Annotated in this window: 14 protein-coding genes, 1 tRNA gene and 1 pseudogene; 3 read left to right on the forward strand and 13 right to left on the reverse strand. The window is 54.0% G+C overall.

Annotated elements, in window-relative coordinates:
- Positions 1-15 precede the first annotated feature (15 nt).
- From KCG54_RS00990 to KCG54_RS01030, 9 genes and pseudogenes are all read right to left on the reverse strand, one after another.
- Positions 16-777 carry a uracil-DNA glycosylase family protein gene (locus KCG54_RS00990; protein ID WP_254324378.1) on the reverse strand — a complete coding sequence of 254 codons (762 nt, stop codon included), beginning with the start codon at positions 775-777 and terminating at the stop codon, positions 16-18.
- Positions 771-1,214 (reverse strand): ribosomal protein S18-alanine N-acetyltransferase, encoded by a 444-nt coding sequence (rimI, locus tag KCG54_RS00995; protein ID WP_254324379.1) that lies wholly within the window; start codon positions 1,212-1,214, stop codon positions 771-773. Before rimI ends, KCG54_RS00990 begins: the two co-directional genes overlap by 7 nt.
- A pseudogene (gene tsaB, locus KCG54_RS01000) lies at positions 1,211-1,917 on the reverse strand (tRNA (adenosine(37)-N6)-threonylcarbamoyltransferase complex dimerization subunit type 1 TsaB). The gene rimI and the pseudogene tsaB overlap by 4 nt, the downstream one beginning before the upstream one ends.
- A 129-nt stretch (positions 1,918-2,046) precedes the next feature.
- Positions 2,047-2,721, reverse strand: a complete 675-nt coding sequence (locus KCG54_RS01005; protein WP_070822905.1) for a glutathione S-transferase family protein — start codon at positions 2,719-2,721, stop codon at positions 2,047-2,049.
- Positions 2,722-2,729: 8 nt separating this feature from the next.
- Positions 2,730-3,125, reverse strand: coding sequence for a hypothetical protein (locus KCG54_RS01010; RefSeq protein ID WP_049332227.1), 396 nt, complete (start codon positions 3,123-3,125; stop codon positions 2,730-2,732).
- Positions 3,126-4,292: a beta-ketoacyl-ACP synthase III gene (locus tag KCG54_RS01015; protein ID WP_254324380.1), complete on the reverse strand. Its 1,167-nt coding sequence runs from the start codon at positions 4,290-4,292 to the stop codon at positions 3,126-3,128.
- 19 nt (positions 4,293-4,311) lie between these two features.
- Complete coding sequence (locus KCG54_RS01020; protein ID WP_254324381.1) at positions 4,312-4,557, reverse strand: GNAT family N-acetyltransferase; 246 nt, start codon at positions 4,555-4,557, stop codon at positions 4,312-4,314.
- A 34-nt stretch (positions 4,558-4,591) separates the two neighbouring features.
- Positions 4,592-5,500, reverse strand: a complete 909-nt coding sequence (locus KCG54_RS01025) for a dialkylrecorsinol condensing enzyme (RefSeq protein WP_254324382.1) — start codon at positions 5,498-5,500, stop codon at positions 4,592-4,594.
- Positions 5,501-5,808: 308 nt separating this feature from the next.
- Positions 5,809-5,884, reverse strand: a tRNA-Phe gene (locus tag KCG54_RS01030).
- 204 nt (positions 5,885-6,088) lie between these two features.
- Here KCG54_RS01030 and KCG54_RS01035 point away from each other — a divergent pair.
- Positions 6,089-6,649 carry a hypothetical protein gene (locus KCG54_RS01035; protein WP_432761021.1) on the forward strand — a complete coding sequence of 187 codons (561 nt, stop codon included), beginning with the start codon at positions 6,089-6,091 and terminating at the stop codon, positions 6,647-6,649.
- Between the two features lie 47 nt (positions 6,650-6,696).
- On the opposite strand, the gene coaD is transcribed toward KCG54_RS01035, so the two are convergent.
- The 3 genes from coaD to KCG54_RS01050 all read right to left on the reverse strand — a co-directional run bounded on the left by coaD (position 6,697) and on the right by KCG54_RS01050 (position 8,443).
- The gene (coaD, locus tag KCG54_RS01040; protein WP_254324972.1) at positions 6,697-7,209 is read right to left on the reverse strand and encodes a pantetheine-phosphate adenylyltransferase; all 513 of its coding nucleotides are present in this window, start codon (positions 7,207-7,209) and stop codon (positions 6,697-6,699) included.
- 106 nt (positions 7,210-7,315) lie between these two features.
- A complete protein-coding gene (locus KCG54_RS01045; protein ID WP_107723788.1) occupies positions 7,316-8,002 on the reverse strand; it encodes a Bax inhibitor-1 family protein in 687 nt (228 codons plus the stop codon).
- Between the two features lie 165 nt (positions 8,003-8,167).
- Entirely contained in the window at positions 8,168-8,443 is a 276-nt protein-coding gene (locus KCG54_RS01050; protein ID WP_003682648.1) for an oxidative damage protection protein, read from the reverse strand.
- 128 nt (positions 8,444-8,571) lie between these two features.
- Between KCG54_RS01050 and glnE the strand changes: the two genes are divergently transcribed.
- Positions 8,572-11,256 carry a bifunctional [glutamate--ammonia ligase]-adenylyl-L-tyrosine phosphorylase/[glutamate--ammonia-ligase] adenylyltransferase gene (glnE, locus tag KCG54_RS01055; RefSeq protein WP_254324384.1) on the forward strand — a complete coding sequence of 895 codons (2,685 nt, stop codon included), beginning with the start codon at positions 8,572-8,574 and terminating at the stop codon, positions 11,254-11,256.
- Between the two features lie 159 nt (positions 11,257-11,415).
- Here glnE and KCG54_RS01060 read toward each other — a convergent pair whose 3' ends face one another.
- On the reverse strand, positions 11,416-11,649 hold the full coding sequence (locus KCG54_RS01060) for a cell division protein (protein ID WP_254324385.1): 234 nt from the start codon (positions 11,647-11,649) through the stop codon (positions 11,416-11,418).
- Positions 11,650-11,971: 322 nt separating this feature from the next.
- Between KCG54_RS01060 and KCG54_RS01065 the strand changes: the two genes are divergently transcribed.
- Positions 11,972-13,066, forward strand: coding sequence for an FAD-dependent oxidoreductase (locus KCG54_RS01065; RefSeq protein ID WP_254324386.1), 1,095 nt, complete (start codon positions 11,972-11,974; stop codon positions 13,064-13,066).
- The last annotated feature ends 95 nt before the right edge of the window (positions 13,067-13,161 follow it).

The following is a 13,161-nucleotide window of genomic DNA, read 5'->3' on the forward strand; positions in this document are numbered from 1 at the left end:
GATTGAACAGAATGTTCAGACGGCCTTGGCCAAAAGCTGTTTCAATGGCTTTAAGATTTGCCATGCCTGAGCTTTGAGTTGCGGCTGCATCAGCAGGCGGGCGGGATGGGGAATGACGAAATGCGGCCGCTCTGCGCACAATTCGTTCATCAGCCCGATCATGTCGGGGCTGTCGAAGATTTTGCCGAGGAACAATACTGCGCGCGCTTGCGAAGTGGTCAGCTCGTTTTGCATTTCGGTAAGCTCGGCGCGGATGTGTTCGGCATCGGGCAGGGCGGTAAACACGGGTGCGGTTTTGACCCATGCGGTTTTATGCGCCTGCTCGGGCTTGAGGCCGATGGCGGCGAGGATGTTGTCGAGAAGCGTGCCGACGTCGCCGCTAAACAGCGTACCGTGCAGGCTGTCTTCGGTGGACGGGCAAATGCTGACCACCATGATTTCAGACGGCCTGATGGTTACGTCAAGACGGGGCAGATTGTCTGAATGTGCGACTTTTTCTGTTTTTGCCGGTGTTTCGGCAATGGCTTTGGGTGCAGCTTTGGGAACGCGGACAGCAGGTTTGGCCGTTTGCGCAGTGGCAATGGCGGCAGTGCGTGCCTGATGGGCGCCTGCGGATAAAGTACGCACGGCTTGCGCGGTATCGGCAGCAATGGTTTTGGGGCGGACGGGTGCGGTTGCAGCTTGAGGCGCGGCATGGATGATTTTGGCGTTTTGGTTCAGCCACATTGGGCCCAAGCCCAAGGCTTCGTGCAGGTGCAGGTAGCGGCTGCTTAACATGATTTCTCCATCAATACGGCATCTTCGCTGCCACCATCGGGCAGGGCGTAGTAGTTTTTGCGGCGGCCGCAGGTTTGGAAGCCGTGTTTGCGGTAGAGCTGTTGCGCGGTTTCATTGCTTGCACGAACTTCGAGCAGCAATCGGGTTGCGCCTTGCTGTTGCGCTGCGTTTTGCCAGTGTTGCAGCAGAACGGACGCAATGCCTTGGCGGCGGTATTCGGGCGCGACGGCAATCAGGTGCAGCTCGGATTCGTCAAACACGGTTTGCCACACGATAAAGCCGGTAATTTGGTGGTCAGCCTGGCTGAGCCAAACGCTGTCGGGATGGTGTTGAACCGCCGATTCAAACTGCTGCGCCGTCCACGGCGAAAGATTGCCTTGTGCGTCGATGGCGGCAAGGGTGGGGCAGTCAGCAAGTACGGCAGGGCGCAGGTTCACGGTTTGGCCTTTTGTTGGGCTTGCTCTTGCGCAGTCAGGGCAATTTTGTTGCGGACGTAGAGCAGCTCGGCGTGTGCCGCGTCAGTAGCAAGATAGCGGCCGCTGCGGGCAAGTTTAAGATAGTCGGCGGCGGTCGGCATATCGGCTTGACCGTCAAAAGGCGGTTTGTCGGCGAGGGCAAAGGCATTGCCGATACCGCCGGTAGGCGTTTTGCCTTCAGGCGCGGTAATAGAGGCGGCTTTGCCAACCGTGTAATCGCTCAAGCGGATGTGGTTTTGCGTATCAAACCATGCGTAGAATACTTCGCCCATACGCGCATCGGTGGCTGCCAGTACGCAGCTGGATGGCGGCAGCAATGAAGCGGCGGTATCGAGGCAGGGAATACCGATCATGGGCGTGTCAAACGGCGTGGCCAAACCTTGTGTAACCGCCGCGCCGATACGCAGGCCGGTAAATGCGCCGGGCCTTGTGCATAAACGATGCAGCCCAAATCGGCGGCTGTGATGCCCGCTTCTTTGAAGAGGCGTTCGATTTGCGGCAGGATTTGTTCGGATTGCTTGGTACCGACGTTTTCGTGAAACAGGCGGATTTCGCCTTGATGTTCCAATGCGATGGACAGAAAGGATGTGCTGGTGTCGATGGCAAGAGTCGGGAGATTGTCGGTTGGCATGGTGTTATTTTTTAGAAGGATATGGGTTGCCATTATAGTGGAACGTCGAGGGGGAACAAAGCATTCGGGCGGCGCGTTGGTAAAAACGCCGTTTACGGCAAAGCTATTCGATAAGTGAACCAAGGTTTCAGGCCGTCTGAAAACGTTTCAGACGGCCTTGTTTTATTTGTCGAGTTTCAATAAAGGCGAACCTGCTTTTTCAACGGCGCGACGGTAGGCTCCATGCGCTTCGATGCGTTGCAAATAAGCGCGGATATTGGGGTAATCGGCGAAATCGAAGCGGTCGGCCGCGGCTTGCAGCGGATAGCTCATCATGATGTCGGCACCGCTGAGGCTGTTGCCGACCAACCATTCGCGGTTTTCCAGCTCGCTGTCGATGTGGGCAAGATGCAGCGCGGCTTGCGGATGGATAAAGCTGCTTTTGACGCTGCCGCTGATTTTGCGGGCAATCGGTTTGATGAAAAACGGCATGGGCGCGCTTTCAATCCGGCGGAACACCAGTCCGAGCAGCAATAACGGCATCAGCGAACCTTCGGCGTAATGCAGCCAGCGTTGATATTGCCAGTATTCGCGGCTGCCGCGTTCGGGCATCAGACGGCCGTTGCCGTAGGTTTGAATCAGATAGTCGGTAATCGCGCCGCTTTCCGCCAAGATAAAGCCGTCATCATCCAATAAAGGCGATTTGCCCAAGGGATGAATGGCTTTGAGTTCGTCAGGGGCGAGCAAAGTGTCGGGATGGCGGCGGTAGGTTTGCAGGCGGTAGGGCGTACCGAGGATTTCAAGCAGCCAAACAATGCGCAGGGCGCGGGATTGGTCGAGCGAATGCAGGGTAATCATGAGGGGCTTTAGATATCGGTTTGTTTGAGGCCGTCTATGCTGATTTGGCAGGCATCGGCGTATTTTTGCAGGGTTTTGGCCGGTAGTTTGGCGAACACTTCGGGACGGAAATGCCGACGCAGCTGCCATTTCCATACGCCTGCCGCCATGGCCAAGCCGGTTTCATCATAACGGCAGCGGAACATATGGTAGTACAGCGGCGAATATTCGCCTTTTTCGACGGCTTCGCGCGCGGCCTGAGTTTGGGCATCGAGTTCGCACACTGCCATTTCGGTGGCGTAGGCTTCGTCCTGCCAACCGTTGCTGGTGGCCGCTTCGTAGTGGCCGTCGCGGGTGCCGTAGATGACTTTGCGGTGGCCGTGGTAGCTGGCGCTGTTGTCTTGAGGGATGTCGTCAATCTTCATTCAGACGGCCTTTACTGCTTCCAAAAGCATGAAACATGTTGAAAAGCGTCCGCTTTCCGGAACGTAACACAGGATTTTTTGGCCGTGTTCGATGGGGAAAGTGCGCATAAATTCTTCAAGGATGATGTAAATCGAGGCCGAACCCGTGTTGCCCTTGCTGTTCAGATTGGTAAACCATTTTTCCTGCGGAATGTCGAAGCCGATGTTTTTCAGGCCGTCTGAAAGGCGGTCGCGGAAAAAGCCGGAAGAGTAGTGTGGCAGGAACCAATCGATTTCTTCGGCACGGATGCCGTGTTTGGAGGCGATTTGGGAGAGGGGTTTTTCCACCGTATAGCGGACGATGTTTTCGTTCAGCAGTTTGACATCCTGCTTGACCGCCATCAGGCTGTGGCGGCGGCCGTAATCGGCATCGGCGTGTTTCCAGCCTTCAAATACGCCGTCGCGGAATTCTGCGCCGGCATACATGCAGGGCGGCATTTCGTTGGCGTAGGAAAGCAGGTCTACCCAATGGATTTTCAGGCTGAGGCCGTCTGAATTGGGGCGGTCGGACAGATACACCGCGCCTGCGCCGTCAGACAGCATCCAGCGCAAAAAGTCTTTTTCAAACCCGATTTCGGGGGACGCGTTTTCCAGTTTTTTATGGTCGGTTTCGCTTTGAAACACTTCGCCGCGCATGACCGCCGAGGCGTTTTCGGAAGCAACGGAAACCGCATGTGAGTGTTCGCCGGTACGCACGGCGTTGTAGGCGTGTTTCATCGCCGCCATACCTGCCGCGCATACGCCTGCCATGCTGAACACTTCGCAAGGCGGCATATCCAGCAAACCATGCACCATCACACCGTGTCCGGGTATGGTTTGGTCGGGATAGGAAGTGGCGCAGGCCAGGCTGCCGATGGCTTCTGCTGCAACGCCTTGGGCAAACAGGCCGTTGACCGCTTCGGCAGCCAATTCGGCATTGGTGTGCGTCGTGCGGCGGCTTTCGGGATCGATGGCGTAATGGCGCGACAAAATGCCGTTGGAACGCAAAATCATACGGCGCACGCGTGACGGCACATCGCCTGCCATGCCGAGGACGGCTTCCATTTCGTCATTGCCGACAGGGGCATTGGGCAAGAAGGCAGAAACGCGGTTGAGATAAACGTCTTTGAGTGTGTTATTCGATGTCATGATGTGGTTGTCAAAATAATCAACCGATAAACCGCGCCGCGTAGTCGCAGCTTGCAGTCAACGGGATGTGGTGTGTTTCGGCGTATTCCATCAGCGCGCTCACCAGCAGTTTGGCAATGCCGCGATGACGGAAGTTGGGCGAGACCACGGTATGGTTTACGTCCCAGCCGCCGTTGTGTTCGGTATAGCTGATATAGCCTGCTTCCAAACCGTCAATGTCGATTTGAAAGCGACGGCGTTCGGGGTAGTGGATAACTTTGGGCATGATGGATTCCTAGTTTGAGGCCGTCTGAAATGGATTATCTGCCTGACGGTTGTTCATAATAGTCCGCCAGCTTTTTCAGACGGCCTTTGAGCAGCGGATGCAGCAGTTTTTTCAAAATTACACTGATGGGTAAAACCACCAAAATCATCGCCAATAAAAAGACGATGTAGAAGCACAGCAGCGCACGGCGCAAGAGCGGAGAAATACGGCCTGCCGCAATCAAAAGCTTGCCCCAGACGAAGAAGCTACGGCCGGCGGCATGTTCGCTGAAAATCAGTTTTTCATTGACTGTCACCGCGCCCATGTTTTGAAACAGGGTTTCGTCCAAAGGCTGTTGGTTCAATAGTGTATCGCACAATTTCGTACCAAACCGCGCCGCATCCGCCAATTCTTCTTCAGCAATGCCGGCGGAGGGTAGGGAGCGGAAATAGCGCTTGTCGCCGGTCAGCATCCATGCTGGCGTGGTAATGAAACTTGCCGCGCTGTTGCAGTCATCGATTTTTACGATGTTGCCGATGAGTTTTGCGCCGTTTTGTTTCAGCAAAGATTTCATTTTTTCCTGCGCGCCCAGCCACATATTGCGGCAGCCAATAAGCGTGATGACCGGTTTGCCGTCCAGCAGGCGGCACGTTTCTTCGCGTTGCAAAAAGGCGGTAATCGGTTGCGAAGGAGAGAGGAACCAAACGGTGTAGGCAATGACCACCACATCGTAATCTTCGGATGGGATTCGCGGCGGCAGAATCGGGGCAGGTTTTAAATGGACGGTTTCCGGAAAGGTATCGAAAAAACGCCAAAACGGCCATGGAAACGGAAATGCCTGCTCCGGTACGATATTGATGCAATCGACCTGTATTCCGGCTGTTTGCAACGGCGCGGCAAAATTTCGAGCCAGGCTGGAGAGCTGTCCCGTTTGCGAGTAATGCACAATCAGCACTTTTTTCATTATCTTCCCTGCAATGAGTAAGTTATGGTTGGTTTGGACGGTATTATATAGTAAACCGACCTGTCTTGAACTTTATTCATATTCAGTATGTTCGCGTAGGTTTCAGCCGATTCGGATGGAAGCGCCGTATTCTGTCGGAAGGGTGGTAAAGCGGATTTTTATGCCATACCCAACATGAACAACGGCCGTCTGAAATTTTTCAGACGGCCTTGTGTGGAAATCGGGACGCATGGTCTGGAACGGGATTTGCGCTTAAAACATGCGTGCAAATCGTATAGATAAAAAAATAACCGCTTCAAGGCGGTTGGTGGTGGCCAGAGGCGGAATCGAACCGCCGACACACGGATTTTCAATCCGTTGCTCTACCAACTGAGCTATCTGGCCTTCGCGTGTTTCGTTGCGAGATGTGAATTAAACCAAATTTCGTTTCCTTGTGCAAGTATTTGTAGGCTTTATTTTTGAGGCGGTAAATTAAGATTTTGTTTTGTATTGAATTATTTTTCGTTTTAATTAGCGGTTTTTAGGTTTGCCGGTTTGATTTTCAGACGGCATAAGATACAATCGGCTTTTTTGCTTTGGATTTATGCCATGCTGTATGTGTTTGTTCGTGATATGTGGGATGTTTTGCGTTTGCGCTATCGTTCGCCGGAGACGTATTTGTATTCGCCTTTGGTGATGGCGGCGGTGTTACTGCTGTTGGGTGTGGTGAACGCGGCCAGCATGTCGCCTTTGTTTGGCAGTGGCGCGGCGGCGGTGTGCCTGTCGGTGATTTTGGTGATTGTGAAATGGTTGGTGTTGAGCCGCTCGATGCGCAAGGTGCTGCATTATTACGGTGCGCCCCGGCTGCCTTTGTGGGGCTTTATTTTGGTGTCTGAGGCGTTGTTGCTGCCGCTGTTGCTGGTGATGTATGTGCCGGCGTTGGCTACGTTTGCGCTGCTGTGGCAGGCTTGGGTGTTTGTGGTGCAGGTGCGCGGTTTGATGTGGATGGGGAATGCGACGATAGGCCGTGTTTTGGTGGGTTATGTGTTGTATGGTATCGGCGTGCTGTGTGTGGGTACGGTGATTCTGATGCTGTTTATTGCCGCCAGTTGGTTGGACATGGAAACGTTGAATCAAAACCTGCAGGCGTTGATGTCTGCCCGTCAATAATTAATGAAAATGGAAAGGCCGTCTGAAATGTTCGGACGGCCTTTGTTTTATGTGTTTGTTTCGTGGTCTTGCAGGATTTTTTGATAGACGGGGTCGGGGAGGTAGCGGCCTATCATATCACGCCAGCCTTGTGGACCGACCAAGCCTTTGACCATGGTGGAGGACACTTCGGCTATTTCGCGCGGCGGCATCAGGAAGACGGTGGAGATTTCGGGGGCGATGTCGCTGTTGATGTAGCGCATCGAGCGTTCGTATTCGTAGTCGGAGGAGGAACGGATGCCGCGGACGATGAAATTGGCGTTGGCTTCACGGGCGTAATCGACCAAAAAGCGGTTTTCAAACACGCTGATGCGGACGTTGGGGAAGGGGTGGGTAATGGCATCGAGCATGGCGCGGCGTTCTTCTATGGTGTAGGTGTTGCGCTTTTCGGGGTTGGTGCCGATGGCGACGATGAGTTCGTCAAAGAGGGATTGGGCTTCCTGTATCATCCACAGGTGGCCGAGGGTGGGAGGGTCGAAGCTGCCTGCGTACACGGCACGGCGCGGAGTGGTCGTGGTCATTTTGGATTGGAAAGAGGATTTGTGTACGTTCAGGATAGGGGAGTTTGTCGGTGATGTCAAAAATCAAAAAGGCCGTCTGAAATTTCAGACGGCCTTTGCGGCTTTATCAGTCGTCACCGCTAATAGAGATGAGGATTCTCAAGAGGCTGCTGAAAATGTTGTAGATGGAGATGAAGATGGTCAGCGCCGCGCTGATGTGGCTGTCTTCACCGCCGTCGATAACGGCACGCACCTGCCACATAATCATCAGGGAACTGAAGACAACGAAGCCGGCCGCGATGGTCAGGCTCAGGGCAGGGATGTTGAGGAAGATGTTGGCCACAACGGCAATCATGAGCACGATCGCACCTGCACCGAGGAAGCTGCCGAGTTTGTTCATGTTCATTGTGGTGCGGCGTGCCATAGCGGACATGGTGAAGAATACACCGGCGGTCATGGCGGCGGCCGTACCGACGATTTGCGCGCCGTTATTAATAGACAGGGTGTATTGCAACATAGGGCTGATGGCAAGGCCCATGCCGAAAGTGAAGATCATCAACAGGGCTACGCCGACGTTGCTGTAACGGTTTTTCTCAATCAGGAAGGTCATGCCGTAGAAAAAGCCGAAGAAGGCGGCCAGGGCAACATAGTATGAACCGAACATGGCGAAAATGTTAAAGCCTGTTTTGGCGGAAAAGAACGCGCCGGCAATGGCAGGAATGAAAGACAGGCCGAGCAGGCGGTAGGTTTTTTGCAGGACGGTATTTTTGGCAACCGAGCCTTGCGAGGTATAGTCGTAAACGTCGTTTTGCATGGCGTTTGCTCCAATGTGGATTGAAAATGAATGAAATTTGGATTTTAACAGAGAATCATGGGTTTGTATGATTTATCTGTTCTATTTGCCTAATATGCGGGGCAATCGGGAATTTTAAAGGCCGTCTGAAAATCGGGTTTCAGACGGCCTTGGTTTTTTCAATGCTTATTTAGGCTCTTGCGGAACATAGCCTTGTACGGCGTCTGCGCCGTCGCCGAAGAAGTATTGTTCCATCTGCTGGGCGAGGTATTCGCGTGCGCGCGGATCGGCAAGGCTTAGGCGGTTTTCGTTGATGAGCATGGTTTGGTGACGGGTCCAAGCCATCCATGCTTCTTGGGAAACGTTTTCAAAAATGCGTTTGCCCAATTCGTTGGGCAGCGGCGGAAATTTCATGCCTTCGGCTTCTTTGCCGAGTTTGACGCAGTGAACCATACGGGTCATGGCGGTTTCCTTATGTAGGGTTGCAAAGGTTGGTATTTTAGCCGATTGCACGGATAGGGGAAAGCGTGGGTTTCAGACGGCCTGAAACCTTGCTATGATGGTCTTTTCTGTTTATTCAGGCAAAGATTATGAACCGCCTCGATACTGCCCGCCGTTATTCCCTTTTTCTCGCCCGCAACCTTGATTCAGGCAAACTCAAGCCCGAAATCTTCCTGCCCATGCTGGACAAGGTGTTGACCGAAGCGGATTTCCAAGCCTTTGCCGACTGGGACAAAATCCGCGCGGAAGAAAATGAGGAAGAGTTGGCGCGGCAGTTGCGCGAGTTGCGTCGTTATGTCGTGTCGCAGATTATCGTGCGCGATATCAACCGCATCAGCGATTTGAACGAAGTAACCCGCACGATTACGCTGTTTGCCGATTTTGCCGTCAATACCGCGCTGGATTTCGCCTACGCTTATTATCGGGACATGTACGGCACGCCGATCGGGCGTTATACCAAATCGCCACAACATTTGAGCGTGGTGGCGATGGGCAAGGCGGGCGGCTATGAGTTGAACGTGTCTTCCGACATCGATTTGATTTTCGTCTATCCCGAATCGGGCGATACCGACGGCAGGCGCGAGCGGGGCAATCAGGAGTTTTTCACCAAAGTCGGGCAGAAACTGATTGCGCTGTTGAACGACATTACCGCCGACGGGCAGGTGTTCCGCGTCGATATGCGGCTGCGGCCGGACGGCGATTCCGGCGCGTTGGTATTGAGCGAAACCGCGCTGGAGCAATATTTGATTACGCAGGGGCGCGAATGGGAACGCTATGCATGGTGCAAAGGCCGCGTGGTTACGCCGTATCCGAATGACATCAAATCGCTGGTGCGCCCTTTTGTGTTCCGAAAATATCTGGATTACAGCGCGTATGAGGCGATGCGCAACCTGCACCGCCAAATCCGCAGCGAAGTCAGCAAAAAAGGCATGGCGGACAACATCAAACTCGGCGCGGGCGGCATCCGTGAAGTCGAATTTATCGCCCAGATTTTCCAGATGATACGCGGCGGACAAATGCGCGCGCTGCAACTGAAAGGCACGCAGGAAACGCTAAAGAAACTTGCCGAACTGGGCATCATGCCGTCTGAAAACGTCGAAACCCTGCTTGCCGCCTACCGCTTCCTGCGCGACGTCGAACACCGCCTGCAATACTGGGACGACCAGCAAACCCAAACCCTGCCCACCTCGCCCGAACAGCAGCAACTGCTCGCCGAAAGCATGGGCTTCGACAGCTACGCCGCCTTTTCAGACGGCCTCAACGCCCACCGCGCCAAGGTCAATCAGTTGTTCAACGAAATCTTGAGTGAACCCGAAGAACAAACGCAAAGCAACAGCGAATGGCAATGGGCATGGCAGGACAAACCCGACGAAGAAGAGCGGCGAGGTCGTCTGAAAGAACACGGGTTCGATGCCGAAACCATCGCCGCAAGGCTCGACCAAATCCGCAACGGCCATAAATACCGCCACCTTTCCGCACACGCCCAGCCGCGTTTTGACGCGATTGTGCCGTTGTTGGTGCAGGCGGCGGCTGAGCAACCCAACCCGACCGATACATTAATGCGGCTGTTTGACTTCCTCGAAAACATCAGTCGCCGCTCCGCCTATCTCGCCTTCCTCAACGAACATCCGCAAACCTTGGCGCACCTGGCACAAATCATGAGCCAAAGCTCATGGGTGGCGGCGTATCTGAGCAAATACCCGATTCTGCTGGACGAACTCATCAGCGCCCAGCTTTTGGATACCGTGTTTGACTGGCCGGCACTTGCCGCCTCGCTTTCAAACGACCTCAAAGCCTGCGGCGGCGACACCGAAGCGCAAATGGACACACTGCGCCATTTCCAACACGCCCAAGTCTTCCGCCTCGCCGTTCAAGACCTTGCCGGATTGTGGACGGTAGAATCACTTTCTGACCAGCTCTCCGCCCTTGCCGACATCATCCTCGCCGCCGCCGTGCCGTGCGCGTGGGCGGACATGCCCAAAAAACACCGTGACACGCCGCAATTCGCCATCATCGGCTACGGCAAACTGGGGGGTAAAGAACTCAGCTATTCCTCCGACCTCGACTTGGTCTATCTTTACGACGACCCGCATCCCGACGCAGGCGACGTGTACAGCCGCCTTGCCCGCCGCCTGACCAACTGGCTTTCCGCCGCCACCGGCGCAGGCAGCCTCTACGAAACCGACCTGCGCCTGCGCCCCAACGGCGACGCCGGCTTCCTCGCCCACAGCATCGCCGCCTTCGAAAAATACCAGCGCGAAAACGCATGGACATGGGAACACCAGTCCCTCACCCGCGCCCGTTTTATCTGCGGTACGCCTGATGTTCAGACGGCCTTCGACCGCATCCGCACCGAAATCCTCACCGCCGAACGCGACCAAACCGTTTTAGCAGGCGAAATCATCGAAATGCGCGAAAAAATGTTCCCCACTCATCCGCCGGTTGACAGCAACATCAAATACGCGCGCGGCGGCGTGGTCGATGTCGAATTTATCGTCCAATATCTGATACTTGCCCATGCCCGAAAATATCCGCAACTCCTCGATAATTACGGAAACATCGCCCTGTTGAACATCGCTGCCGACTGCGGCCTCATCGACAAAACCCTAGCCGAACAAAGCCGCACCGCCTACCGCTTCTACCGACAGCAGCAACACAACACCAAACTGCGCGACGCCAAAAAAACCGAAGTGACGGAAGAATTGCTGACCCATTACGGCAATGTGCGAAAACTGTGGCAGGAAGTATTCGGGGCAGAAGTGAAGTTCGGATAAACAGGCGGACGTATTCAGCGTCAAAGCCTGCACGGCAACACAATTTACCGCCACAGCAAACGCGCTTTAAAAGGCAAACTTTCGAACATAAAGAAAGCGCTGTTTTGCGAAGATATAAAAAAGGCCGTCTGAAATTTTTCAGACGGCCTTTTATGGTATTTATTCTTCTTCTTCTTCCTCTTCCGGTTCAGCTTCTGCCTCTGCAGGTTTTTCAAGGAAATTGCCTGCCAGCCACAGTAAAGCGCCGCCGCCCGTAATGCCTGCTTTAATCCACATGGCGGTATCTTCGCCCCATTCGTAAATCCAGGCCAAGACTTTGGGTACCGCGTTCATATAATTCAAACCGAATGCCAATACGCCGAGGATAAATAAAGTACTGCCCAAGCTTTTCATTGTTATTCCTTATAAAATCAAATATATGCATCAAAACAATTCAATAAATGCAGTGATGCTGAGTGAATGAATGTGTCAAGAAATGCCATTATATTCGGTTTTATGTAAAGAAGATATTTTTATCAAAGCTGATTGGCAGGCTGAGGCGATGGGGAACTGCTTGCAGAGGGAGGGATTCCGTCTGTTTGTTTATAAGTTATCGGCTTGGCTTGGGCAGCCATGATCTGCAAAAACTGTTCTCATTTTGTGTCGATATTGTGATAAAGCAAAACAAGTTCTAAAATATGCAGTTCATTTTCATATTAAAAACAAGGAGAAACTGATGTCTAAGGTTGCGGTACTCGGTGGCGGTCTGTCGGGCCGTCTGATGGCGTTCCAACTGGCAGAGCAGGGCATTTTGGTCGAGTTGTTTGAAAAAGGCGAATGCAACGGCGCACAAGCCGCAGCCTATGTTGCCGCCGCCATGCTGGCGCCTTCTTCCGAGGCGGTGGAGGCAACGCCTGAAGTCATCCGTTTGGGCAGGCAGAGTTTCGCGCTTTGGCGCGGTATTTTAGGCCGTCTGAACACGCCGGTGATGATGCAGGAAAACGGCAGCCTGATTGTCTGGCACACGCAGGACAAGCCGCTTTCCGCCGAGTTTGCCCGTCATTTGAAGCGCGGCGGCGTGGCGGAACATGAAACCATACGTTGGAATGCGGATGAAATCGCAGCAAACGAGCCGCAACTGGCAGGGCGGTTTTCAGACGGCCTGTATCTGCCGACGGAAGGGCAGTTGGACGGACGGCAGGTATTGGATGCGCTTGCCGATGCTTTGGAATCAATGAATGTGGCGTGCCATTGGTCGTGCGAACGCGAAGTCGAAGATTTGGCGGCTCAATATGATTGGGTCATCGACTGCCGCGGTTATGGTGCAAAGAGCGCGTGGAACAGGCCGTCTGAAAGCGTTTTACGCGGCATTCGCGGCGAAGTGGCACGCGTTTATGCACCCGAAATCGAGCTGTCCCGCCCCGTGCGCCTGCTGCATCCGCGCTACCCTTTATACATCGCGCCGAAGGAAAACCATATTTTTGTGATTGGTGCGACCCAAATTGAAAGCGAAAGCCAAGCGCCGGCAAGTGTGCGTTCCGGTTTGGAACTTTTGTCCGCGCTGTATGCCGTGCATCCGGCATTTGGCGAGGCAAACCTTTTGGAACTGGCCACTGGCCTGCGCCCGACTTTAAACCACCACAACCCCGAAATCCGTTTCAACCGCGAACGCCGCCTGATTGAAGTCAACGGCCTGTTCCGCCACGGCTTTATGATTTCCCCGGCTGTTACCGGCGCGGCCGTGCGTTTGGCCGGTGCGCTGTTTGCCGGAAGCGACATTCCCGAATACGACGAAACCAGCGGTTTGCCGTATATCCGCGCCGCAAATTGAAGCCGTTGCGGACGAAGTGGCTTGAAAATCGGGCAAATTGTTTGTGAAAGACAGCCACAGGCCGTCTGAAAATGATAAAATCGCCGTCAATTCAA

The organism is Neisseria subflava (assembly GCF_024205705.1).
In the GTDB taxonomy this organism is placed as follows: domain Bacteria; phylum Pseudomonadota; class Gammaproteobacteria; order Burkholderiales; family Neisseriaceae; genus Neisseria; species Neisseria subflava_D.